We start from the raw sequence: 22,334 nt of genomic DNA, 5'->3' as shown, positions 1-22,334 counted from the left end.
TGGTTGAAAAATCGGACCCTTCTGCGAGGGCTTCGGAATCAGGTGCACAGGGCCCGTATGTCGGGCGGTATCGGTACGGCCTTGATGCGGTCCGGGTTCGCCGGGTCGCGCATGCAGAAGGCCCGGGTTTCCTCGCCTTCGCACAGCAGGTCGTCGCCCCGCTTGACCAGGTGCTTGTGGATCAGCACCTTCTCGCGCCACTCGGTGACGCTGGTGTGGATCTGCAGCCGCTCGCCGTAGGTGGCGGGTCTGAAGAACTTCGTGTGGATCTCCAGCAGTGGCGTGCCGATGATCCCGGTGGTCTTCACCAGCTCGCGCCAGGGCGGCACGCCGCACTTCACGAAGAAGTTCAGCGACGAGGCGTCCATCCACTTGCTGAAGTTGGGAAAGAAGACGATGCCGGCGGGATCGCAGTCGCCGAACATCACCTCGACCTCGTAGACGACCACCTTGCTCATCAGCGGGGAGCCATGCGAAGGGCGCCGTCGAGGCGGATCACCTCGCCGTTGAGGTGGCCGTTGCTCACGATGTGGACCGCCAGCTGCGCGAACTCCTCCGGCTTGCCCAGGCGGTTGGGGAAGGGGATGCTCTTGGCCAGCGACTCCTGCACCGGCTCGGGCAGCTCCTTCATCAGCGGCGTGGCAAACAGGCCGGGGGCGATGGTGCAGACGCGGATGCCGTGCTGCGCCAGGTCGCGCGCCATCGGCAGCGTCATGCCCACCACGCCGGCCTTGGAGGCGCTGTAGGCCTGCTGGCCGACCTGGCCGTCGAAGGCGGCCACGCTGGCGGTGAACACCATCACGCCGCGCTCGCCATCTTCCATCGGGTCGAGCTTGGCGCAGGCGGCGGCGAACAGACGGGCCGCGTTGTAGGTACCGATCAGGTTGACGTTGATCACGCGCGCGAAGTCGGCCAGCGGGGCGGCGTTGCCGTCCTTGCCGACCACGCGCTTGGCGCTGCCGATGCCGGCGATCTGCATCAGGATGCGTGCTGGGCCGTGGGCCGCCGCCGCGGCTTCAATGGCCGCCTGCATGCTGGCCTCGTCCGAGACGTTGCACTGCACCGCCACGCCGCCGATGTCGGCCGCCACGCGCTGCGCGTTTTCGATGTTCAGGTCGAGCACCGCGACCCTGGCGCCGAGCCGTGCCAGTTCGCGGGCGGTGGCCTCGCCGAGGCCGGAGCCCCCGCCGGTGACGAGGGCGGCGTGTCCTTGGATGTTCATGTCGGGTTCCTTTGAAAAACGCTGATCAGGCCGTCGGCTTCAGAATGAATCTGAGCCCGTCGCTGTGCAGCTTGGCCACGGTGTCGGCGCGGTGCGACAGCACGGCGCGCTGATTGATCGAGCCCTTGTCGGTGATCTCGCCGCGGTCGATGGTGGGCGGGTCGGCCAGCAGGCACAGGCGCGCGATGCGGTTGGCCGAGCCGGTGGCGTTCTTCGCCAGCTCGTCCACGATCTTCTGGAACTGCGCCAGCACGCCGGGGGTGTCCAGCACATCGTGCATCGAGGCATCGGCCGGCAGGCCCGAGAGCTGCCGTACGGCCGGGGTCGGGAACACCATGGCGCCCACCTCCTTCATGTTCAGGCCGGTGAGCACCACGTCCTGGATGTAGGGCGCGCCGGCGGCGATGATCTTGCCGCGCAGCGGACCCACGCTGACAAAGGTGCCGGTGGCGAGCTTGAAGTCCTCGGCGATGCGGCCGTCGAACTTCAGGCCCTGGTGCACATCGGTCTCGTCGATCCACTTGACCGCGTCGCCGGTCTTGAAGAAGCCCTCTTCGTCGAAGGCCTCGGCCGTCTCCTCCGGCTGGCGCCAGTAGCCCGGCGTGATGTTCGGGCCTTTGTAGCGGACCTCGGTCTTGCCCTGCATGTCGACCAGCTTGAGCTCCAGCCCGGGTGTGGGCAGGCCCAGGTCGCCGGCGTTCACGTTCGGGCTGGTGACGAAGATGCCGAAGGGGCCGGACTCGGTCATGCCCAGGCCGGTGCCCATGACGATGCGCTCGCCCACCTCGCGCTCGGCGCTCTCGAACAGGCTGTCCCAGATCGGCTGGGCCAGGGCGGCGCCCGCATAGAAGAACATGTTGACCTTCGCCAGCAGGGTCCGGCGCAGGACATCGTCCGTTTTCATCGCGTTGGCGATCGCCTCGAAGCCGGTCGGCACGTTGAAGTAGACCGTGGGCGAGACCTCGCGCAGGTTGCGCAGGGTCTCGTGCATCAGCGCGGGCGTGGGCTTGCCGTCGTCGATGTAGAGCGTGCCGCCGTGGTAGATCACCATGCCGAAGTTGTGGTTGCCGCCGAAGGTGTGGTTCCAGGGCAGCCAGTCGACCAGCACCAGTTCCTTTTCGGCCAGCACCGGCATGGAGGCCGTCATCTGGGCCTGGTTGGCGCACCACAGACGCTGGGTGTTGATCACCGCCTTGGGCATCTTGGTCGAGCCCGAGGTGAACAGGAACTTGGCGATGGTGTCGGGGCCGGTGGCGGCCATCGCGGCGTCCACCGCGGGCGTTGGCTCGGTGGCCAGCAGCGCAGCGAACGAAGTCGTGTCGCGGCCCGGCACGGTGCCGTTCGTGCAGACCAGCTCCACGTCCTCGGCCACGGTGGCAAGCATGGCGCGGCTGTAGCGCAGCGCGTCGCTCGCGAACACCAGGCCCGGCGTGAGCGTCTTGATGACGTGCTTGAGCTTGTCGTAGTCCTGGCTCACCAGCGAGTAGGCCGGGGAGGTGGGGCAGTAGGCGACACCGGCGTACAGGCAGCCCAGCGCGAGCAGCGCGTGTTCAAGGTCGTTCTCGCTGAGGATCAGCACCGGGCGTTCGGCGGAGAGGCCGCGGTTGAGCAGACCCTGGCCGATGCGGCGCGCGGCGTCCAGCGCCTGCGAAAAGCTGATGTGCTTCCAATCCCCGCTGCTGCCGTCGGCGTTCTTCACGCGGCGGGCGAACAGGGTCTGGTCCGGCCGCTCTTTGGCCCAGTGCACGAGACGGTCGGTCAGGCGCGCAGGGAAGGGTCCCAGGTCCTGGTCGGCGCGCAGGTAGTGCACGCCCGTGTCGCCATCGCGCAGGGTGGCGCGGGTCACGCCGAATGTCAGGGGGCGGTATTTCGCTGTGCTCATGTTGTCTCCTCGGGTCTTTTGTGCGGCGCCTGCTCGGTCAGTCTTTCTTCACCTTCGCCGCCTTGCCTTCGAGGAAGGCGCGCACCCGGGCCTTGGCTTCCGGCGCCGACTGCGCGATGGAGGCCATCAGCGCTTCGGTGAACAGGCCGTGGTCGGTGGGCTGCTCGGCGATGCGGGGCAGTGCGTGCATGAGCGCGAAGTTGGTCATGCGGGCATTGGTGGCGATGCGTGTGGCCAGTTCGATGGCCTTCTCGCGCGCCGTGCCTGTGGGCACCAGGTACTGCGCCAGGCCCACGCGCTCACCGTCGGCGGCGTTGTAGACGCGGCCCGTCAGCATCATGTCGGTCATGCGCGCCGCGCCGATCAGCTTGGGCACGCGCACCGCGCCGCCGCCGCCGACGAAGATGCCGCGCGTGCCTTCGGGCAGGGCGTAGAAGGTGGACTCGTCGGCCACGCGAATGTGGCAGGCGCTGGCCAGCTCCAGGCCGCCGCCGACCACCGCGCCGTGCAGCGCCGCGATGACGGGCACGGTGCCCTTTTCCACGCAGTCCAGCGCGGCGTGCCACATGCGCGAATGGAACACGCCCTCGGCCGCGTCGCGCTCGCTCAGCTCGGACAGGTCCAGGCCGGCGCAGAAGTGTTCGCCCTCGCCGTCGATCACGGCCGCCTTCACGCTGGCGGGCAGGTTCTGGAAGGCGTCGCGGATCGCCAGGATCAGGCCGTCGTTGAGCGCGTTGCGCTTGGCCGGACGGGTGAGGGTGACGATGGCGATTTCCTGCTGTTCGCCGTGCAGCTGCACGCTCAGGTCGGGGTGTTGGGTGGTCATGGTGGTTCGGGTTCTGGAGCTTGTTGGGTGATGGAATTATTGTTATAAACAATAACCAAATCAAGCGATAGCCCGCGCCACCGACCCCGTATTTACCCTAGTCCCACCTTCCATGAGGAGACCACGATGGACCACCAGAACCTGATCGCGATCGACATCCACACCCACGCCGAGGTGAGCTGCTGGAACCCGTTCGACAACTACGGCGAGGAGTACGACCGCGCCGCCGACAAGTACTTCGGCAGCAACCGCCGCCCGACCATCGAAGAGACCGTCGCGTACTACCGCGAACGCAAGATCGGCCTGGTGATGTTCACCGTCGACAGCGAGTCCAAGCTGGGCCGCCGACGCATCCCCAACGAGGAGATCGCCAAGGCCGCGCGCGACAACAGCGACATGATGATGGCCTTCGCCAGCATCGACCCGCACAAGGGCAAGATGGGCGCGCGCGAGGCCGAGCGCCTGATCAAGGAAGAAGGCATCAAGGGCTTCAAGTTCCACCCGACGGTGCAGGGCTACCACCCCTACGACAAGATGGCCTGGCCGATCTACGAGGTGATCAACGAGCACAAGATGCCGGCCATCTTCCACACCGGCCACAGCGGCATTGGCAGCGGCATGCGCTGCGGTGGCGGCCTGCGGCTGGAGTACAGCAACCCCATGCACCTGGACGACGTGGCGATCGACTGGCCCGACATGCAGATCGTCATGGCGCACCCCAGCTTCCCCTGGCAGGACGAGGCGCTGTCGGTCGCCACGCACAAGCCCAACGTCTGGATCGACCTCTCGGGCTGGAGCCCGAAGTACTTCCCCAAGCAGCTGGTGCAGTACGCCAACACGCTGCTCAAGGACCGCATCCTGTTCGGCAGCGACTACCCGCTGATCACGCCCGAGCGCTGGATGAAGGACTTCGAGGTGGCCGGCTTCAAGCCCGAGGTGATGCCCGGCATCCTCAAGGGCAACGCCGTGCGCCTGCTGGGCCTGGCCTGATCCGTTTCCAGTTTCTCTTCACCCCCATCTCAACCCCAACCCTCAGCAGAAGGAGACAAGACCATGTCCGCATGGAAGTTCAGACTCGCCGGCATCGCCCTGGCCGCCGCCACCAGCATGGGTGCTTTCGCGCAGGAAGTGACCCTGCGCCTGCACCAGTTCCTGCCGCCGCAGGGCACGGTGCCTTCCAAGGCGCTGGCCCCCTGGGCCAAGAAGATCGAAGACGAGTCCAAGGGGCGCATCAAGATCCAGCTGTATCCGTCGATGCAGCTGGGTGGCACGCCGCCGCAGCTGTATGACCAGGCGCGCGACGGCGTGGTGGACATCGTCTGGACCCTGCCCGGCTACACGCCGGGGCGCTTTCCGAAATCCGAGGTGTTCGAACTGCCGTTCATTGCCGGCTTGTCGGCCGAGAACACCTCGCGCGCCCTGTGGGACTACGTGCAGAAGAACGCGATGGACGAGTACAAGGATGTGCACGTGCTGGCCCTGCACACGCACGGCCCCGGTCTGTTCCACACCAAGCAGCCCGTGGTCGGTCTGGAGAGTCTGCGCGGCATGAAGATCCGCGGTGGCACGCGCGTGGTCAACAACATGCTGGTCAAGCTGGGTGCGACCCCGGTGGGCATGCCGGTGCCGGCCGTGACCGATGCCTTGTCCAAGGGCACCATCGACGGCACCACCATCCCCTGGGAGGTGGCGCCGGCGCTCAAGGTGCAGGAGCTGGTGAAGAACCACACGACGTTCGCCGGCAACCGTGCCCTGTATGTGACCACCTTCGTGGTGGCCATGAACAAGGCGGCCTACAACAAGCTGCCGGCAGACCTCAAGAAGATCATCGACGACAACTCGGGCGCCGAGTTCAGCGCCTTGATCGCACGCACCCAGGACGTGGGCGACAACGTCGGTCGCGACCTGGCCATCAAGGGAGGCAACAAGATCACCGAGCTGGAGCTGGCCGAGGTTCAGCGCTGGAAGCGCACCGCCGGTTCGGTGGAGTCCGACTGGGTCAAGGACATGCAGGCCAAGAACATCGACGGTGCCCGTCTCGTGTCGGAAGCCAAGTCCTTGATCGGCAAGTACGACAAGTGATCTCCCTGCGCCGCTTTGCGGCGCAGGGGCCTCAACCGCCCCAGACCTCGCGGGCGGTTTCGACGACCAGGGCGAGTTTTTTCCGCTGGTCCTCCACGGCGATGTTGTTGCCGTGCACGGTGGACGAGAAGCCGCACTGGGGGCTGAGCGCCAGCTGGTCCAGCGGCGCGTACTGCGCGGCCTCGGCGATGCGGCGCTTGAGGTCGTCCTTGCTTTCGAGCTGGCCGAACTTGGTGGTGACCAGACCCAGCACCACGGTCTTGCCGGGCTTGAGGAAACGCAGCGGCCGGAAGTCGCCCGAGCGGTCGTCGTCGTATTCCATGAAGTAGGCGTCCAGGTGCATCTCCGAGAGCAGGGCCTCGGCCACCGGCTCGTAGTTGCCGGCCGCCGCGTGGGTGCTCTTGAAGTTGCCTCGGCACAGGTGCATGCACAACGTCATGCCGGCCGGCTTGCGCGCCACCACCTTGTTGATGAAGGCCGCGTAACGGTGCGGCAGCTCGTTGGGGTCGTCGCCGCGCTGGCGCGCCGCCTCGCGCATCTTCTCGTCGCACAGGTAGGCCATGTTGGTGTCGTCCATCTGCACATAGGTGCAGCCGGCGTCGGCCAGGCTCTGCAGTTCGTCGCCGTAGGCCTTGGCCACGTCGTCGTAGAACACCGGGTCGAGCTCGGGGTAGGCCTCCTTGCTGATGCCGGCGCGCCCGCCGCGGAAGTGCAGCATGGTGGGCGAGGGGATGGTGACCTTGGGCACCAGGCCGCTGATGCCCAGCGCCTCGACCTGGCTTTTCAGGTACTGGAAGTCGGCCAGCTGGATGTTCCTGGCGTGGCGCACCTTGTCGATCACGCGGATCACCGGCGGTGCCAGTTCTTCGGTGCCGTCGGGCCGCACGATGGTGACCGGGATGTCGGTCTTGACGCCGCCGAGCTGCTCCAGGAAGTCGATGTGGAAGTAGGTGCGGCGGAACTCGCCGTCGGTGATCGACTGCAGGCCCACATCGGCCTGGAACTTCACGATCTCGGTGATGGCCTTGTCTTCCACGGCGCGCAGCTGCTCGGCCGTGATCGACTTCTTGTTGAAGAACTGGTCGCGCGCCTCCAGCAGGTAGGCCGGGCGCAGGAAGGAGCCGACGTGGTCGGCGCGGAACGGGATGCGGGTGCTCATGGTGTCTCCGTGTGGTGGTGGCCAGCGGCATCGTAGCCAACACATCGGCTCCGTGTCTGGATACAGGGGATCATGGATTTCCCTGATATCGGGTTCTCTCTGAGAGAAATCCGGGGGTTTCTGTATACATTGGGTATCCATGAACACGGTCCAGGACCTTTCCGCCGACGCCGCACCCGGCGCCTCGTCCAGCGCGTCCGCCGAGACCGCGCAGGTGCGCGCGCTGCTGCAGCTGCGCGAGCTCATCCTCTCGGGCGAACTGCCCGGCGGCACCCGCATCGCCGAGCTGGCCATCGTCGAGCGCCTGGGCATGTCGCGCACCCCCATCCGCGCCGCGCTGCTGCGGCTGGAACAGGAGGGTCTGCTGGAGGCCCTGCCCAGCGGCGGTTATGTGGTGCAGAGTTTTTCCGAGCGCGACGTGGCCGATGCCATCGAGCTGCGCGGCACGCTCGAAGGCCTGCTGGCCCGGCTCGCGGCCGAACGCGGTGCGCCCCTGGTGGTGCTGGCCGAAGCGCGCCAGTGCCTGGACCGCATCGATGCGCTGCTGACCGCGCCGACACTGGACGACGAGGCGTTCTCCGCCTACGTCGCGCTCAACAGCCATTTCCACGCGCTGCTCTACGAGCTGGCGGACAGCCCCACCATCACGCGCCAGTTGGAGCGCGCCGCCAGCCTGCCCTTCGCGTCGCCCTCGGGATTCGTGCTGCTGCAGGCGCAGTCCACGCGTGCGCGCGACATGCTGATCGTCGCGCAGGACCAGCACCGCCAGGTGCTGGACGCCATCGAGCAGCGCGAGGGCACGCGCGCCGAGTCCATCATGCGCGAGCACTCGCGGCTGGCGCGCCGCAATCTGGTCGAGGTGCTGGCGGCCCATCCCTCCGAGCCGCTGGCGGGCAACATGCCGGCGATCCGCATGATCCGGCGCCGCCGCTGACCCCATCCGTTTTTCAACCCAAGGAGACACCCATGAAGCTCATTCCCCGTCGCACCGCCCTGGCCACGCTCGGCGCTGTGGCCGCCCTGGCGACGGCCGGCACCGCGATGGCCCAGACCGTGACGCTGCGCCTGCACCAGATGCTGCCGCCGCAGGCCACCATTCCCGCCAAGGCCATCGTGCCGTGGGCGCAGAAGGTGGAGGCCGAGTCCGGCGGCAAGATCAAGGTGCAGCTGTTCCACGCCATGCAGCTGGGTGGCGCACCACCGCAGCTGTTCGACCAGGCCAAGGACGGCGTGGTGGACCTCACCTGGACGGTGCTGGGCTACACCCCGGGGCGCTTCCCCAAGACCGAGGTGTTCGAACTGCCGTTCATGAGCAGCTCTGCCGAGGCCTCGTCCAAGGCCATCCAGGAGTACGTGGAAAAGTTCGCGGCCGACGAGTTCAAGGATGTCAAGCTGATCGCGGTGCACACCCACGGTCCCGGGCTGTTCCACACCAAGCAGCCGGTGGTGGGCCTGGAGTCGCTGCGCGGCATGAAGGTGCGCGGCGGCTCGCGCATCATCAACAACATGCTGACCAAGCTGGGTGCCACGCCGGTGGGCATGCCGGTGCCGGCCGTCACGGACGCGCTGTCCAAGGGCACGATCGACGGCACCACCATTCCCTGGGAGGTCACGCCCTCGCTGAAGGTGACCGAGCTGGTGAAGAACCACACCACCTTCGCCGGCAAGGAAGGCCTGTACACCCAGACTTTCGCGTTCTCGATGAACAAGGCCTCCTACGAGAAGCTGCCGCCCGACCTGAAGAAGGTGATCGACGACAACTCGGGCCAGGTGGCCGCGGCGCTGTTCGGCAAGGCCATGGACGATGGCGACAAGGTCGGGCGCGAGATCGCCGTCAAGGCCGGCAACAAGATCACCGAGCTGGAGCTGGCCGAGGTGCAGCGCTGGAAGCGCACGGCCTCGACGGTGGAAACCGACTGGATCAACGAGGTCAAGGCCAAGGGCATCGACGGCGCCAGGCTGGCTTCGGAGGCACGGGCGCTGATCGCGAAATACAACAAGTAAGCCGCGCGATCAGTGATCAGACGGGGGCTGCCGGCGTGGGTCGGCAGCCCCTCTCCGTTGGTGTGAATCGCATCAAGCGACTTGCGCGGATCGGTGCACCGTGGCGCCCGCATCGCTCATCGGTGCACGCAGGATGGTCCCGCTGGTCGACTCCGTGCAGTACAGCGTCTTGCGCTCCGGCCCGCCGAAGGCGAGGTTGGTGAGCGAGGCGCCGGTCTCGGCGCGCAGCACCTGCACCGGCTCGGCCCGGTGGTTGAGCACCCACACGTAGGCCAGACCCGGGTTGGCCACCAGCAACTGGCCGGCGCTGTCCATCGCCAGGCCGTCCGGGCCGCTGGGACCGTAGGACGTGAAGAACTGCCCCGCCTTGGACACGCCGCCGTCGGCCAGCAGCGGCATGCGCCAGACGCAGTTGCCGCGCGTGGCGGCGACGAACAAAAACTTCTCGTCCAGCGACAGCACGATGCCGTTGGGGCTGGGCACGTTGTTCAGCAGCACATCGAGCCGGCCCGCCGGGCTGAGCCGGTAGACGCGGCCCGTGGGGTCGTGCAGGCCGGTCTGGCCCTGGTCGGTGAAATACAGGTTGCCCGTCGAATCGAAGGTGAGGTCGTTCAGGCCCTTGAAGCTCTCGGTGTTGCGCCGGCCCAGGTAGGGTCGCACCGCGCCGCTGCGGCTGTCCAACACCATCAGGCCGTTGCGGTAGTCGGTCACCAGCAGTTCGGTGGCGCTCAGGAACTTCATGCCGTTGGGTTCACCGTCCCACTGCGCCACCAGCTCCCATTCGCCCTGCGGGTCGATGCGGAACACGCGGCCGAACGGAATGTCGGTCACGTAGAGGTGGCCGGCGTCGTCGAACACCGGGCCTTCGAGGAACGAGTCGACCTCGCGCCCGCCCATGTTGGCGTCGCTCCACACCGTGCGCCGGCGCTGGCGGAAGCGCGCGGGCAGGGTGGTGAAGACGTCGAGCGTGCGGACTTCGGGCGGCTGGAGCAGGAACATGGAGGTCTCAGGCGGAGCAGGCAGGAACGGATACCTTACTGCTTCTCGAACGCGGTGTTGGCGGCGACCTTGCCCCAGGCCTCGGTGCTGTCCTTGAGCAGTCGGCCAAAATCCTCCGAGCCCACCTGACGCGCATCGGCTCCTGTGCTTTGCGCGAACTGCTTCATGTCGTCCGACGCCATGGCCGTGGCCACTTCCTTCTGAAGGCGTTGCGTCACATCGGCCGGCGTGCCCTGTGGCGCCCACAAGCCGGTCCAGTTCACGACACCGCGCCAGTTCACGCCCGCTTCCTGAAACGTGGGCACGTCGGGCAGCGCCGCCAGGCGCTTGTCGCCGCTGACGGCCAGCAGGCGCAACTTGCCCCCCTTGACGTTGCCCATCAGGCTGGTGGTGGACGCGATCTGGAAGTCGATGGTGCTGGACAGCAGGCCGGCCGTTGCTTCGCCCGCACCCTTGTAGGGGATGTGCATGAAGTTCACGCCGGTGGCAATGCCCAGGGCTTCGCTGGCGAAGTGCGGCGTGGTGCCCGGGCCGCCGGTGCCGTAGGTGACGGTGTTGGGCGCGGCCTTGGCCTGCGCGGTCAGTTCGGCCAGGGTCTTGTATTTCGAACCCGCGTTGACCGCCAGTCCCATGGGCGCAAACAGGTAGGCGCTGACGGGCACCAGTTGCGTGGCGTGGTCGAAAGGCAGCTTCTTGAAGATGTGCGGCAGCAGCGAATAGGTGGTGTCATTGGCCAGCAGGGTGTAACCGTCGGGCTGGGCCTGGGCCACGAAGCTGGCGCCGATGGTGCCCGTGGCGCCGGGCTTGTTTTCCACGATGAAGCTTTGGCCAGTCTGCTCGGTGAGCTTCTGCGCCATCTTCCGGGTGGCCACGTCCACGGCTCCGCCGGGCGGGTAAGGCACGATGATCTTGACGGTTTTGCCGGGCCAGGGGGCCTGCTGGGCGTGGGCCAGGGGCGCCACCGATCCTGCGGCAGCGGCCATCACCGCCAGAAGCATGAAACGACGGCTTGCTTGAACTTGCTTGTTGGGTTCGGGATGGATCATGTGTGTCTCCTGTGTTGTTGATATGGGGGCTCAGTCCAGCTTGATGCCCGCTTGCTGGATCACGCGGGCCCACTGGGCCATTTCTGTCTGGACGAATTTGCCGAAGTCGGCGCGGGGGGTGCCCATCGCGACGGCACCGTTGGCGGCAAGGCGCTGGCGGACTTCGGGCAGGGCCATGACCGCGCGCAGTTCGGTCTCCAGCCGCCCCATGACGTCGGGTGGTGTCCCGGTGGGCGCCCAGATGCCGTTCCACTCCTGGGCCGCGAAACCTTTGAGACCGGTTTCGGCGACGGTCGGGATGGCCCCGACCAGCTCGGCGCGCTGCGGCGCCGTGACCGCCAGAGCGCGCAGCTTGCCACTGCGCACCAGGGGCAGTGATGCGGGCATGGCCGAGAACATCATGTCCACCTGTCCGCCCATCAGATCGCTGAGCGCGGGGGCGCCACCCCGGTACGGGATGTGGGTGATGAAGAGCTTGTGTCCTTGCTTGAACAGTTCCCCCGTCAGGTGTTGGGCGCTGCCGTTGCCGGCTGACGCGAACGACAGCTTGCCGGGCTGGCTGCGTGCGGCCTGTATCAGGTCCGCCACGGTCTTGTGCGGCGAACCCGCCGGCACCACCAGCAGCATGGGCACCTGCATGACCAGCGACACGGGCTGCAGGTCTTTGACCGGATCAAACGGCATCTTGGGCAGCAGGGCCGGGTTGACGGTGAAGCCCGTGGCATCGAGCAGCAATGTGTAGCCGTCCGGCGCCGCCTTCGCAACGGCTGCCGCGCCGATGGAGCCGCCGCCGCCGGGGCGGTTGTCCACCACCACCGTGGTTTTCAGTCGCTCACCCAGGGGGCCGGCGATCAGGCGGGCGGTCTGGTCGGCGGCACCCCCGGCGGGATAGGGAACGACCAGCTTGATCGGGCGGTCGGGCCAGGATTGCGCCCAGGCTGGCGCGCTCATCCAGAGGGTTGCCATGCCGGCGGTCGCGGCGGCGACCCATTGGCGGCGGGATAGGTGGCGGTTGTTCATCATCTTGTCTCCTGTCTTTCTGGGTTCAAACGGTGGCGATCGGGGTGGCGGGTGATCCGACCGCGCCGGGCAGGCGCAGCGGTGGGGCGGTCAGCAGGAAACGGTTGCGCTGGTTCAGGCGCAGCCAGTGCGCCAGTTCGGTCAGGTACCAGAGCTCGCCCAGGTGGATGCCGTTCTTGAACAGGCAGTGTTCGTGCAGCGGCAGGCGCGGCTGGCGCATCGGGGTGCCGGGTTGCGAGCCGCTGGCCAGCTTGGGCACCACCAGTTCCACCGCCGGGTTGTCGGCCAGCAGGCAGGCCAGCCGGGTGTCGGTGATCCAGTTGAGCAAGCGGCCGTCGTGGCCGTCCAGACCGCTGCCGGTGGCGTGCAGGTGCTCGACGTCCGGGTTCCGGTTCATGGCCAGCAGCGTGTCGGCGAAGCCGGTGTGGATGCAGACCATGTCGCCGGGCTCGACCGCCACGCCGTCCGCGTCGAGGATGCGCATCAGTGCGTCGTAGCCCACGGCCTGCCGCTGGCGGCCGATGTGGTGCTCCAGGTCGATCATCACGCCCCGGCCTTGTGCGCCATGTTCGGCCAGCACCGCGATGTCCAGCACATCGGCTTTCGGGTCCCGGTAGCGGGCCCAGGGCTCGGCCGCACCGGGGTCTTCCGTGCCGGGGCGGATGTCGACGCCCGCCCGAAAGCCGTTGTAGAACACGGCCTCGGCCACGCCATCACCGTCTGCGTCGAAGTGGCTGCCCATGTGCGACAGGCTGTCCCACTGGGTCGAGTACTGCAGGCTCATCAGCACGACATCGTCGTTGACGACGTCGGTCAGGTCCGGGTCTTCGCTCTGGTACGACCAGCAAAAGCCTTGCTGACCGGCGCTTTTGCCGTCGCGCAGCACGCTGTAGCGGCGCGGTGGCATGCGGCGCGGGTTCATGCGCTGACCACCGGGGACGTCCAGCGGCAGTGACAGGCAGAAAGTCCGGCCGGTCTTGACCTCGGCCACTCCCTGCAACACCTTGGTGGTGTCCACCAGGTTCATGCGGCCCCGTTGGTCATCGGGGCCGAATTCGCCCCAGTGACCACCGGGTGGCGCGTGCTTCCAGCGGGGCGGCATGGCTCAGGCCGTGGCGGCGGTCTGCTGCAGCACCGCGAGCGTGTTCTGCGCGGCGGCCACACCCATGTTCACATAGGCGTCGCTGGTGACGCCGCCGATGTGCGGGCTGAGGATGAAGCCGGGCTGGCCGTGGAAGATGTGCGGCACGGTCATGGGTTCGATCGCGAAGCTGTCCAGACCCGCCATGCGCACCTGGCCCGACTGCACCGCGGCCAGCAGCGCCGGCTCGTCGATCAGGCCGCCGCGCGCGGTGTTCACCACGATCACGCCCGGCTTGCAGCGCGCCAGGGTCTGCGCGTTCAGCAGGCCCTTGTTCTCGGGCGTGAGCGGGCAGTGCAGCGAGATCGCGTCCGATTCTTTCCAGATCGTTTCCAGGTCCACCGCCGTCACGTAGGCCGGCAGGTTCTTGGCGAACGGATCGAAGCCGATCACGCGCATGCCCATGGCGTCGGCCATCTTCGCAAAGCGCAGGCCGATGGCGCCCAGACCGACCAGGCCGACCGTGCGGCCGCCCAGTTCCAGGCTCTTGTGCGTGGCCTTGTCCCAGTGGCCCTCGTGCATGCGCTGGTTCAGCTGCACCACGGACTTGGCGCAGGCCAGCAGCAGGGCCAGGGCCTGTTCGGCCACGGCGGCGGCGTTGGCGCCCACGGCGGCCGTGACGGCGATGCCGCGCTCGGCGGCGGCCGCCTTGTCGATGGTGTCGGTGCCGCTGCCGTGCTTGGAGATCACGCGCAGCGCGGGCGCCGCGTCCATGACCTCTGCGTTCACGCCGCTGTAGCGCACGATGATGCCGACCGGGTTGTGCTGGCGCGCCAGCGCCACCACATCGGCTTGCGTCGGCGTCTTGCCGGCAAAGACCAGGTCATGGTCTGCGAGCAGGGCCAGGGCCTGCGGCGCCAGGTCGGCGGCGGTGATGAGGATGACGGGTTTGCCGCTCACAGCGTCTCTCCTTGCTTGAGCACACCGGCCGCGACCAGCGACGAGGTCAGCCACGACGCCGAGGTGTTGCCTTCCTTGATCTGGGCGATGCGCTTGGCCTCCGCCTGCACCTTGTGCTCGGCCAGCGGCAGCAGGCCGGCCAGCGCCTCGCGCTCGATCACCACCACGCCGTCGCCGTCGCCGATGACGAAGTCACCGGGGTGCACCGTCACGCCGCCCACGCTGACCGGGTGACCGATGCGGCCGCCGACCTGTTTGGTCGGACCGTTGGGGTTGGTGCCGACCGAGAAGACCGGGAAGTCCATCTCGTCGATCTCCAGGCTGTCGCGCACCGCGCCGTCCATCACCACGCCGGCCAGGCCGAGCTGGCGGCAGGCGGTCATCATGATGGTGCCCATCAGGGCCGAGGTCTGGTCGCCCTTGCCGTCGATCACCAGCACGTCGCCGGGTTTGGCCAGCGCCATGGCGGCGTGGATCATGAGGTTGTCGCCCGGGCGCACCTCGACGGTGAAGGCCGGGCCGGCCACCTTCATGCGCGGGCGCAGGGCCTGGATGCGGCCGTGCAGCGCGCCGCGGCGGCCGTTGATGTCGGAGAAGATGGCCGGCTGGAACCGGGCGGCCTGCGCCACCAGGTCGGGCGCGACGCGCGGGAAGTCTTTGACGATGTCGGGCTGGGACATGGTGGGGCTCTCAGTTAAAGAAAGAGAAAGGAAACTGGTTTTCGCCGGAGGGAGGCACAACCACCGCCTCCGGTGCGAAGTGCCTGAGTCCAGGGCACCCGCGGAACCGGCTCTGCCGGGCCGCAGGGTGTGTCCCCCTCCCAGCGCCGCAGGCGCGCCAGAGAGGGGGAAGACGCGTCAGCGGCGCAGGGGGTGTCAGTCGAGCGTTGCGCCCGAGGCCTTGACGATGGGCGCCCAGCGTGCGAGGTCGCTCTTGATCAGGCTGCCGAAGGCTTCGGGCGTGCCGCCGAGCACGTCGGCGCCCTGGTCGCTCAGCTTCTTCTTCACGTCGGGCGACTGCAGCGCCTTGTTGATCTCGGTGTTGAGCACGGCGACGATGTCCTTGGGTGTGCCGGCGGGGGCGACGAAGCCGAACCAGGTGACGGCCTCGAAGTCCTTCACGCCCGACTCGGCGATGGTGGGCACCTGGGGCAGGTCGTCCACGCGCTTGAGCGAGGTCACCGCGATCGGGCGCATCTTGCCGGTCTTGATCTGGCCGATCAGGGTCGGCACCGAAGACAGGTACAGCTCCACACGGCCGCTGACCACGTCGGTGGCCGCCTGGGCCGCGCCCTTGTAGGGCACGTGGGTGAAGTCGACGCCGGCCGACTTCTGGAACAGCACGCTGGCCAGGTGCGCCACCGTGCCGTTGCCCGAGAAGGCCATGTTCAGCGAGCCAGGCTTGGCCTTGGACGCGGCCACCACCTCGGCCAGGGTCTTGAAAGGCGAGGTCTCGCCCACCACCATCACCAGCGGCGCGCTGGCCACCAGACCGATGGGGGTCAGGTCCTTGACCGAGTCGTACGGCATCTTGGTGTAGAGCGTCGGGTTGATCGACAGGTTGCTGGTCTGGCCCAGCGCGATGGTGTAGCCGTCGGCCGGCGACTTGGCCACCACGTCGATGCCGATGTTGCCGCCGGTGCCCGGGCGGTTCTCGACCACGATGTTCCAGCCCTTGGTGGTCTGGATCTTGGTGGTCACTTCGCGGGCGATCAGGTCGGTGCCGCCACCGGCCGGGAAGGGCACGATGACCTTGATGGGCTTGGTGGGGTAGGCCTGTGCGAAGGCGGCACCGGTGGCCAGCAGCAGGCTGGCGGCGGCGAGGGCGTGGCGGCGGGAAAGGTTCATGTCTTGTCTCCGGCAATCGGTGGATGGAAGGGCCGCGGTGAGGGTTCCGGCGGCTGGCGCGGACTGTACGGCGGCGTTTCGTTCAATACAATGGTGTTTCAATAGTCGAAACAACGACCAAACCATGAAACCCGCAAAAAAGCCTTCCGACGACGCCCCGGACAGCGACACCAGCACCGGCAGCGTGACCGCCGTGACCCGTGCGTTGCGCCTGCTGGAGTGCTTCGGCATGGACGACCCCCAGCTCACGCTGGCCGAGATGAGCCGGCGCACCGGCATGCACAAGACCACCACGCTGCGCCTGGCGCGCACGCTGGCGGCCGAGAGTTACCTGGTGCAGAAGGAGGACGGCAGCTGGCGCCTGGGGCGTGCGGCGGGCTGGCTGGGGGCGTGTTACCAGGCCGTGTTCGACGTGCACGAGGTGGTGGAACCGGTGCTGCGCGCGCTGACGGTGCAGAGCGGCGAGAGTGCTTCGTTCTATGTGCGCGAGGGCCAGCAGCGCCAGTGCCTGGCGCGGGTGGATGGGCCGCAGACCATCCGCCACCACGTGCGCGTGGGCGTCGGCCTGCCGCTGAACCTGGGCGCCCCGGGGCGCGTCATCTTGGCGTTCTCCGGCGAGCCGGGCGAGCCCTACGAGTCGATCCGCCGCAGGGGCTTTCACCTCTCGCTGGGCGAGCGCGAGCCCGAGGTCTCCAGCGTGTCCGCGCCGGTGTTCGGGCTTCATTGGCGACTGCTGGGCTCGGTCTGCATCTCGGGGCCGACGGCGCGCCTGCCGGAGGCGCGCCTGATGGAGCTGGCGCAGACGGTGATGAGCGCGGCCAACGAGTTGTCGTACGCGATCGCGGGCACGCGGCGGCCGTCGCCGGCCGGGGGCCCGGCGGCGACCTGGCACCCGTGAGGGGACGCGCTCATCGCGCCGTGGACCGCCCCCCGGCGGTGGTGATGGTCCGATAAATTAACCGTCTGGTACAGACCAAACCGGCATAGCTGAAAGTCGCACTTGCCGCTTTTCAATAGGTGGCAAAGCGCGCACAGTCCCGGGCGCTCAATGGTTCGACGCGCCCGGGCTTGCTCCCGCCCTCGCCGGACCGTTCCCACCCGATCTCTGGAGACAAGCATGCAATCGTTCCGTCGTCGTGCCCTCGTGGCATTGGCCGCCCTGTCCGCGCTGTCCGGGGCCACGCTGGCCCAGGCCCAGACCGTGACCCTGCGCCTGCACCAGTTCCTGCCTCAGCAGGCTGCAATCCCGGCCAAGGCCATCATTCCCTGGGCCAAGAAGGTCGAAGCCGAATCGGGCGGCCGCATCAAGGTCCAGCTCTTTCACGCCATGCAGATGGGGGGCACGCCCCAGCAGCTGTTCGACCAGGCCAAGGACGGCGTGGCCGACATCACCTGGACGGTGCTGGGCTACACCCCGGGCCGCTTCAACAAGTCCGAGGTGTTCGAGCTGCCGTTCATGTGCAGCGGAGGCCCCGAGAACTGCTCGCGGGCCTTCCATGAGTACGTGGAAAAGAACGCCGCCGACGAGTTCAAGACTGTCAAGCTGCTGGCCGCCCACACCCATGGCCCCGGCCTGTTCCACACCAAGCAGCCGGTGACCGGCCTGGAGAGCCTGCGCGGCATGAAGGTGCGCGGCGGCTCGCGCATCATCAACAACATGCTGGTCAAGCTGGGCGCCACCCCGGTCGGCATGCCAGTGCCGGCCGTCACCGATGCGCTGACCAAGGGCGTGATCGATGGCACCACGATCCCATGGGAGGTCACACCCTCGGTCAAGATCGCCGAGCTGGTGAAGAACCACACCACCTTCGCCGGCAAGGAAGGCCTGTACACCCAGACCTTCGCCTTCTCGATGAACCGCGCCGCCTACGACAACTTGCCGGCCGACCTGAAGAAGGTGATCGACAACAACTCCGGCGTCGAAACCGCTGCGCTGTTCGGTCGCGCGATGGAGGAGGGCGACAAGATCGGCCGCGACATCGCCGTCAAGGCGGGCAACAAAATCACCGAGCTGGAACTCGCCGAGGTGCAGCGCTGGAAGCGCACCGCCGGCACGGTCGAGTCCGACTGGGTCACCGAGATGAAAGGCAAGGGCATCGACGGCGCCAGGCTGGCGTCCGAGGCCCGTGCGCTCATCGCCAAGCACGCCAAGTGAGCGACACGGCTCAGGGATTTCGATAAGTTGAATGCATTTAACAATGCATAACTTCAGGCTATAGTGTCGCGCCCTGGTCCGGCCGGCCTTCTTCGAGATGACGCCGGAACCCGGACGCGATAATCCTTCCGCCAGCGGCCCCGGTCCGCGCCCTCCGTCCTGCACCGTCAGGACTTCTTCGAACCCCTCTTCTTCAAGGTGATCGATTGAAACTGCTCTCTGCCCTGGCGCGGTACTGCGCCATCCTGGCGGGTCTGTTGATGACCGCCATCACACTGGTCACCTGTGCCAGCCTGCTGGGTCGCAACACCATCGGTGTCACGCTGCTCGGTGACTATGAGCTCACGGCCGTCACGGCCGGCGCTGCGGTGGCGCTGTTCCTGCCGTGGGCCCAGCTGCGCCGCGGCAACATCATCGTGGACTTCTTCACCGCCAAGGTGCCCGAGCGGATCAACGCCCGGCTGGACCGCTTCGGCGCGCTGGTCATGGCCAGCATGATGCTGCTGCTGGCCTGGCGCACCGCCATCGGTGGCATGAGTTCCTACAGCTCCCAGACCACCACCATGATGCTCGGATTCCCCGAGTGGATCGTCTATGCGGCCATGGTGCCGCCCCTGTGCCTGACCGGTCTCATTGCCTTGTACCAGGCCTTCATCGGCAACTTCGAGGAGCAAGAACAATGAGTTCCCTGTCCATGGCCGGCGCCATTTTTGGCGTGATGCTGGTCCTGATGGCCCTGCGGGTGCCGATCGCCGTTTCGATGTTCACCGCCGGCGTGTTCGGCTACCTCAGCCAGGTGGGCTGGCTGCCGTTCTCCAACAACGTCAACGGCATGGCCTTCGCCCGCTTCGCGAGCTACGACCTGTCGGTGATCCCGCTGTTCATCCTGATGGGCAACTTCGCCACCCAGGGCGGCATCTCCAAATCGCTGTTCGAGCTGGCTGCGGCGCTGATGGGCCGCTTCCGCGGTGGCCTCGCCATGGCCGCCGTGATGGCCAGCGCCGCGTTCGGCGCGATCTGCGGCTCGTCCATCGCCACCGCCGCCACCATCACCTCGGTGGCCTTGCCCGAGATGAAGCGCCACGGCTATTCCGGCCGTCTGGCGACCGGTACGCTGGCCGCGGGTGGCACGCTGGGCATCCTGATTCCGCCGTCGGTGCCGCTGGTGATCTACGCCATCCTGACCGAGCAGAACATCGCCAAGCTGTTCGCCGCGGCCATGATCCCCGGCATCATCGCGATGACCGGCTACATCATCGCGATCGCCATCTACGTGCGCGTCGTGCCTGGCCAGGCACCCGAGCACGACGACGATGGGCAGCCCAAGCTGACCGGCAAGCTGGTGCTGGGCGTGGCGCCGATCGCGGTGGTGTTCCTGATCGTCTTCGGCGGCATCTACGGCGGCCTGTTCACGCCCACCGAAGGCGCGGGCGTGGGCGCGGCGGCCACCTTCGTGGCGGCACTGCTCAAGCGCGAGCTCACCTGGGCCAAGGTCAAGCACTGCTTCTTTGCCACCGCCGAGGCCAGCGCCATGATCTTCATGATCTTCATCGGCGCCGACCTGATGAACTCCGCGCTGGCGCTGACCCAGGTGCCGGCGATGCTGGCCGAGGTGGTCAACGGCTGGGGCCTGTCGCCCATCATGGTCGTGACCGCGATCCTGCTGTTCTACGTGATCCTGGGCGCGGTGATGGACGAGCTGTCCATGATCCTGCTGACCATTCCGATCTTCTTCCCCATGATCATGGCGATGGATTTCGGCATGAGCCAGGAAATGACCGCCATCTGGTTCGGCATCATGGTGCTGATGACCGTGGGCTTCGGCCTGCTGGCACCGCCGGTGGGGCTGAACGTGTACGTCGTCAACGGCATGGCCAAGGACGTGCCGATCAGCGAGAGCTACAAGGGCGTGATGCCCTTCCTGATCAGTGACGTCTTCCGCACCACGCTGTTGCTGCTGTTTCCGTCGATCTCGCTCTGGCTGGTGCAGTACGTGGGCACCTGATAGCGTTCGCGAATAACAGAAAAGGCCTGCAGCGCATTGCAGGCCTTTTTTCTGATCGGTACATTGATCCTGCTGTTTGCCCCAAGAACCAAGGAGACCTTCATGACTTCGACCGCTTCCCTTCGTCGCGCGCTGCTGGCTTCCGGCCTGGGACTGGCCGCGCTGGCTTTTGTCGGCCCGGCCGCCGCCCAGGCCTTTCCGTCCAAAGCGCTGCGCATCGTGGTGCCGTTCGCGGCCGGCGGCGCGGGCGACCTCACGGCGCGCATCGTGGGGGCCGAACTGAGCGCCTCGCTGGGCCAGCCGGTCACCATCGAGAACCGTCCCGGCGCGGGTGGCGTGGTGGCGGCCGAGACCGTGGCGCGCGCCGAGCCCGATGGCCACACGATGTTCCTGATGTCCAACGGCACCGCCGTCACGGCCAGCCTGTTCAAGAGCCTGCCCTACGACACGCTGAAGGACCTGGCGCCCGTTTCGACCCTGGGCACCTTCGACCTGGTGGTGGTGGTGCCGGCCGAGTCGCCGTTCAAGTCCCTGGGCGAACTGGTCGCGTTCGCCAAGGCCAATCCCAACAGGCTCAACATCGGCAGCATCAACATCGGCAGCACGCAGAACCTGGCGGCCGAGCTGTTCAAATCCAGCGCCGGCATCGACGCGCAGGTCGTGCCGTTCAAGGCCACGCCCGAGCTGGTCGGCGCGCTGCGCGGCAAGCAGGTCGACGTGGGCGTGGAGATCCTCGGGCCCACGCTGACGCAGATCAAGGCCGGGGCCTTCCGCGCCCTGGCCGTCACTGGCAAGAAGCGTTCGGGCCTCCTGCCCGAGGTGCCCACCGCGGTGGAGCAGGGCGTGAAGGACTTCCAGGCCTCGTCCTGGAACGCACTGGCCGTGCCGGGCAAGACGCCGCGGCCGGTGATCGACCGCCTGCACAAGGACATCGTGGCCGCGCTGGCCAAGCCGGAGGTGAAGAAGAAGCTGGCCGACCTGAACATCGACGCCGATCCCAGCACGCCCGACGAGGCGGCGCAGCTGCTCGCGTCGGACATCAAGCGCTGGGGCGCTGTGATCGAAAAAGCCGGCATCCCCAAACAGTGAAGAGGAGGCGGCATGAGTGACGTGTGCATCGGCCTGATCGGTTACGGCGAGGTGGGCCGCATCTTCACGGCGGGGCTCAAGCCCGCTTCGGTGTGGACCGGCGCCTGGGACCTGAAGTTCGCCGACCCGGCCCTGCGCGAGGAGCCGCTGGCCCACGCCGCGGCGGCCGGCGTCGTGGCCTGCGACAGCGCCGCCGCGCTCTGCGCCCAGGCCACGCTGGTGATCTCGGCCGTGACCGCGAGCAACACGCTGGCGGTGGCCGAGGCGGTGGCGCCGCACATCCGGCCGGGCAGCGTGTTCCTCGACCTGAATTCCGCCTCGCCGGGCACCAAGCAGAAGGCCGCGGCGCTGATCGACGCGGCCGGCGCGCACTACGTCGAGGCGGGCGTCATGACCTCGGTGCCACCCTACGGCATCCGCGTGCCCATGCTGCTGGGCGGTGCGCACGCCGCGCGCCTGCAGCCGCTGCTGGCGGCGCTGGGCATGGACTGCAAGGTCGCGAGCGAACAGCTGGGCATCGCCTCGGCCACCAAGATGTGCCGCAGCGTGATGATCAAGGGGCTGGAGGCGCTGGTGATCGAGAGTTACGCCACCGCGCGCCACTACGGCGTCGAGGACGCGATGATCGCCACGCTGCAGGAAACCTTTCCCGGCATCGACTGGACGAAGCAGGGCGCCTACTTCTTCAGCCGCGTCGCGCAGCACGGCAAGCGACGCGCCGAAGAAATGCGCGAGGTGGCCAACACCGTGCGCGAGGCCGGCTTCGAACCCTTCATGGCCTCGGCCATTGCGCAGAAGCACGACTGGATGGCGGCGCAGGCGCGCGCCGGCCACTTCGCGGGGCTCGGCCCGAACCCGCCGTGGAAAGACTACGCCGACCAATTGCTCGCCGCCCGCCCTGCCGCGAACGATGATTGACTGACCCCCACGCTCCGCCGCTGCGCGGGTCGCTGCCCC

The 22,334-nt window shown here is 67.5% G+C and carries 22 protein-coding genes; 10 read left to right on the top strand and 12 right to left on the bottom strand.

Annotated elements, in window-relative coordinates; genetic code table 11:
* Positions 1–38: 38 nt before the first annotated feature.
* Genes RCO38_RS01160 through RCO38_RS01145 form a run of 4 tightly spaced genes read right to left on the bottom strand, consistent with a single transcriptional unit; the run spans position 39 to position 3,930 of the window.
* Positions 39–458, bottom strand: a complete 420-nt coding sequence (locus RCO38_RS01160) for an acyl-CoA thioesterase (RefSeq protein WP_308326476.1) — start codon at positions 456–458, stop codon at positions 39–41.
* The gene (locus RCO38_RS01155; RefSeq protein WP_308326475.1) at positions 458–1,222 is read right to left on the bottom strand and encodes an SDR family NAD(P)-dependent oxidoreductase; all 765 of its coding nucleotides are present in this window, start codon (positions 1,220–1,222) and stop codon (positions 458–460) included. Before RCO38_RS01155 ends, RCO38_RS01160 begins: the two co-directional genes overlap by 1 nt.
* A 25-nt stretch (positions 1,223–1,247) precedes the next feature.
* Complete coding sequence (locus RCO38_RS01150; RefSeq protein ID WP_308326474.1) at positions 1,248–3,104, bottom strand: feruloyl-CoA synthase; 1,857 nt, start codon at positions 3,102–3,104, stop codon at positions 1,248–1,250.
* Between the two features lie 37 nt (positions 3,105–3,141).
* On the bottom strand, positions 3,142–3,930 hold the full coding sequence (locus tag RCO38_RS01145; RefSeq protein ID WP_308326473.1) for a crotonase/enoyl-CoA hydratase family protein: 789 nt from the start codon (positions 3,928–3,930) through the stop codon (positions 3,142–3,144).
* A gap of 126 nt (positions 3,931–4,056) precedes the next feature.
* Between RCO38_RS01145 and RCO38_RS01140 the strand changes: the two genes are divergently transcribed.
* Both RCO38_RS01140 and RCO38_RS01135 read left to right on the top strand, forming a co-directional pair.
* Positions 4,057–4,920 carry an amidohydrolase family protein gene (locus RCO38_RS01140; protein WP_308326472.1) on the top strand — a complete coding sequence of 288 codons (864 nt, stop codon included), beginning with the start codon at positions 4,057–4,059 and terminating at the stop codon, positions 4,918–4,920.
* 63 nt (positions 4,921–4,983) lie between these two features.
* The gene (locus RCO38_RS01135) at positions 4,984–6,012 is read left to right on the top strand and encodes a TRAP transporter substrate-binding protein (RefSeq protein ID WP_308326471.1); all 1,029 of its coding nucleotides are present in this window, start codon (positions 4,984–4,986) and stop codon (positions 6,010–6,012) included.
* A 31-nt stretch (positions 6,013–6,043) separates the two neighbouring features.
* On the opposite strand, the gene RCO38_RS01130 is transcribed toward RCO38_RS01135, so the two are convergent.
* Positions 6,044–7,171: a 5-methyltetrahydropteroyltriglutamate--homocysteine S-methyltransferase gene (locus RCO38_RS01130; RefSeq protein WP_308326470.1), complete on the bottom strand. Its 1,128-nt coding sequence runs from the start codon at positions 7,169–7,171 to the stop codon at positions 6,044–6,046.
* A 139-nt stretch (positions 7,172–7,310) separates the two neighbouring features.
* Here RCO38_RS01130 and RCO38_RS01125 point away from each other — a divergent pair, with 139 nt between their 5' ends.
* Positions 7,311–8,105, top strand: a complete 795-nt coding sequence (locus RCO38_RS01125) for a GntR family transcriptional regulator (protein WP_308326469.1) — start codon at positions 7,311–7,313, stop codon at positions 8,103–8,105.
* A gap of 32 nt (positions 8,106–8,137) precedes the next feature.
* Positions 8,138–9,175 carry a TRAP transporter substrate-binding protein gene (locus tag RCO38_RS01120; protein ID WP_308326468.1) on the top strand — a complete coding sequence of 346 codons (1,038 nt, stop codon included), beginning with the start codon at positions 8,138–8,140 and terminating at the stop codon, positions 9,173–9,175.
* Between the two features lie 72 nt (positions 9,176–9,247).
* Here RCO38_RS01120 and RCO38_RS01115 read toward each other — a convergent pair whose 3' ends face one another.
* The 7 genes from RCO38_RS01115 to RCO38_RS01085 all read right to left on the bottom strand — a co-directional run bounded on the left by RCO38_RS01115 (position 9,248) and on the right by RCO38_RS01085 (position 16,128).
* Positions 9,248–10,174 carry an SMP-30/gluconolactonase/LRE family protein gene (locus tag RCO38_RS01115; RefSeq protein WP_308326467.1) on the bottom strand — a complete coding sequence of 309 codons (927 nt, stop codon included), beginning with the start codon at positions 10,172–10,174 and terminating at the stop codon, positions 9,248–9,250.
* A gap of 35 nt (positions 10,175–10,209) precedes the next feature.
* Positions 10,210–11,157 carry a Bug family tripartite tricarboxylate transporter substrate binding protein gene (locus RCO38_RS01110; RefSeq protein ID WP_308327303.1) on the bottom strand — a complete coding sequence of 316 codons (948 nt, stop codon included), beginning with the start codon at positions 11,155–11,157 and terminating at the stop codon, positions 10,210–10,212.
* Positions 11,158–11,250: 93 nt separating this feature from the next.
* Positions 11,251–12,240 (bottom strand): Bug family tripartite tricarboxylate transporter substrate binding protein, encoded by a 990-nt coding sequence (locus RCO38_RS01105; protein ID WP_308326466.1) that lies wholly within the window; start codon positions 12,238–12,240, stop codon positions 11,251–11,253.
* A 25-nt stretch (positions 12,241–12,265) separates the two neighbouring features.
* Entirely contained in the window at positions 12,266–13,342 is a 1,077-nt protein-coding gene (locus RCO38_RS01100; RefSeq protein ID WP_308326465.1) for a cyclase family protein, read from the bottom strand.
* Positions 13,343–13,345: 3 nt separating this feature from the next.
* Positions 13,346–14,281 (bottom strand): NAD(P)-dependent oxidoreductase, encoded by a 936-nt coding sequence (locus RCO38_RS01095; protein ID WP_308326464.1) that lies wholly within the window; start codon positions 14,279–14,281, stop codon positions 13,346–13,348.
* Positions 14,278–14,961, bottom strand: coding sequence for an RraA family protein (locus tag RCO38_RS01090; RefSeq protein WP_308326463.1), 684 nt, complete (start codon positions 14,959–14,961; stop codon positions 14,278–14,280). Before RCO38_RS01090 ends, RCO38_RS01095 begins: the two co-directional genes overlap by 4 nt.
* A gap of 195 nt (positions 14,962–15,156) precedes the next feature.
* Positions 15,157–16,128 (bottom strand): Bug family tripartite tricarboxylate transporter substrate binding protein, encoded by a 972-nt coding sequence (locus RCO38_RS01085; RefSeq protein ID WP_308326462.1) that lies wholly within the window; start codon positions 16,126–16,128, stop codon positions 15,157–15,159.
* 124 nt (positions 16,129–16,252) lie between these two features.
* Here RCO38_RS01085 and RCO38_RS01080 point away from each other — a divergent pair, with 124 nt between their 5' ends.
* The 6 genes from RCO38_RS01080 to RCO38_RS01055 all read left to right on the top strand — a co-directional run bounded on the left by RCO38_RS01080 (position 16,253) and on the right by RCO38_RS01055 (position 22,295).
* Positions 16,253–17,026, top strand: a complete 774-nt coding sequence (locus RCO38_RS01080; RefSeq protein ID WP_308326461.1) for an IclR family transcriptional regulator — start codon at positions 16,253–16,255, stop codon at positions 17,024–17,026.
* A gap of 219 nt (positions 17,027–17,245) precedes the next feature.
* Positions 17,246–18,283, top strand: coding sequence for a TRAP transporter substrate-binding protein (locus RCO38_RS01075; protein ID WP_308326460.1), 1,038 nt, complete (start codon positions 17,246–17,248; stop codon positions 18,281–18,283).
* Between the two features lie 206 nt (positions 18,284–18,489).
* Positions 18,490–18,966, top strand: coding sequence for a TRAP transporter small permease (locus tag RCO38_RS01070; protein WP_308326459.1), 477 nt, complete (start codon positions 18,490–18,492; stop codon positions 18,964–18,966).
* Positions 18,963–20,288, top strand: coding sequence for a TRAP transporter large permease (locus RCO38_RS01065; RefSeq protein ID WP_308326458.1), 1,326 nt, complete (start codon positions 18,963–18,965; stop codon positions 20,286–20,288). Before RCO38_RS01070 ends, RCO38_RS01065 begins: the two co-directional genes overlap by 4 nt.
* Positions 20,289–20,390: 102 nt before the next feature.
* Positions 20,391–21,377: a Bug family tripartite tricarboxylate transporter substrate binding protein gene (locus RCO38_RS01060; RefSeq protein ID WP_308326457.1), complete on the top strand. Its 987-nt coding sequence runs from the start codon at positions 20,391–20,393 to the stop codon at positions 21,375–21,377.
* Positions 21,378–21,389: 12 nt separating this feature from the next.
* On the top strand, positions 21,390–22,295 hold the full coding sequence (locus RCO38_RS01055; RefSeq protein ID WP_308326456.1) for an NAD(P)-dependent oxidoreductase: 906 nt from the start codon (positions 21,390–21,392) through the stop codon (positions 22,293–22,295).
* Positions 22,296–22,334 lie beyond the last annotated feature (39 nt).

It is taken from the genome of Hydrogenophaga pseudoflava (genome assembly GCF_031020795.1).
GTDB classification, from domain to species: Bacteria; Pseudomonadota; Gammaproteobacteria; order Burkholderiales; family Burkholderiaceae_C; genus Hydrogenophaga; species Hydrogenophaga pseudoflava_A.
This window is presented reverse-complemented; position numbering and strand designations above follow the sequence as displayed.

Bases quoted from the DNA above. Each gene is read 5' to 3' on its own strand.
- RCO38_RS01150 (WP_308326474.1), bottom strand. From the start codon at position 3,104: ATGAGCACAGCGAAATACCGCCCCCTGACATTCGGCGTGACCCGCGCC.
- RCO38_RS01080 (WP_308326461.1), top strand. From the start codon at position 16,253: ATGAAACCCGCAAAAAAGCCTTCCGACGACGCCCCGGACAGCGACACC.
- RCO38_RS01140 (WP_308326472.1), top strand. From the start codon at position 4,057: ATGGACCACCAGAACCTGATCGCGATCGACATCCACACCCACGCCGAG.
- RCO38_RS01075 (WP_308326460.1), top strand. From the start codon at position 17,246: ATGCAATCGTTCCGTCGTCGTGCCCTCGTGGCATTGGCCGCCCTGTCC.
- RCO38_RS01130 (WP_308326470.1), bottom strand. From the start codon at position 7,171: ATGAGCACCCGCATCCCGTTCCGCGCCGACCACGTCGGCTCCTTCCTG.
- RCO38_RS01085 (WP_308326462.1), bottom strand. From the start codon at position 16,128: ATGAACCTTTCCCGCCGCCACGCCCTCGCCGCCGCCAGCCTGCTGCTG.
- RCO38_RS01060 (WP_308326457.1), top strand. From the start codon at position 20,391: ATGACTTCGACCGCTTCCCTTCGTCGCGCGCTGCTGGCTTCCGGCCTG.
- RCO38_RS01125 (WP_308326469.1), top strand. From the start codon at position 7,311: ATGAACACGGTCCAGGACCTTTCCGCCGACGCCGCACCCGGCGCCTCG.
- RCO38_RS01105 (WP_308326466.1), bottom strand. From the start codon at position 12,240: ATGAACAACCGCCACCTATCCCGCCGCCAATGGGTCGCCGCCGCGACC.
- RCO38_RS01135 (WP_308326471.1), top strand. From the start codon at position 4,984: ATGTCCGCATGGAAGTTCAGACTCGCCGGCATCGCCCTGGCCGCCGCC.
- RCO38_RS01090 (WP_308326463.1), bottom strand. From the start codon at position 14,961: ATGTCCCAGCCCGACATCGTCAAAGACTTCCCGCGCGTCGCGCCCGAC.
- RCO38_RS01120 (WP_308326468.1), top strand. From the start codon at position 8,138: ATGAAGCTCATTCCCCGTCGCACCGCCCTGGCCACGCTCGGCGCTGTG.
- RCO38_RS01155 (WP_308326475.1), bottom strand. From the start codon at position 1,222: ATGAACATCCAAGGACACGCCGCCCTCGTCACCGGCGGGGGCTCCGGC.
- RCO38_RS01145 (WP_308326473.1), bottom strand. From the start codon at position 3,930: ATGACCACCCAACACCCCGACCTGAGCGTGCAGCTGCACGGCGAACAG.
- RCO38_RS01115 (WP_308326467.1), bottom strand. From the start codon at position 10,174: ATGTTCCTGCTCCAGCCGCCCGAAGTCCGCACGCTCGACGTCTTCACC.
- RCO38_RS01160 (WP_308326476.1), bottom strand. From the start codon at position 458: ATGAGCAAGGTGGTCGTCTACGAGGTCGAGGTGATGTTCGGCGACTGC.
- RCO38_RS01065 (WP_308326458.1), top strand. From the start codon at position 18,963: ATGAGTTCCCTGTCCATGGCCGGCGCCATTTTTGGCGTGATGCTGGTC.
- RCO38_RS01110 (WP_308327303.1), bottom strand. From the start codon at position 11,157: ATGGCCGCTGCCGCAGGATCGGTGGCGCCCCTGGCCCACGCCCAGCAG.
- RCO38_RS01100 (WP_308326465.1), bottom strand. From the start codon at position 13,342: ATGCCGCCCCGCTGGAAGCACGCGCCACCCGGTGGTCACTGGGGCGAA.
- RCO38_RS01055 (WP_308326456.1), top strand. From the start codon at position 21,390: ATGAGTGACGTGTGCATCGGCCTGATCGGTTACGGCGAGGTGGGCCGC.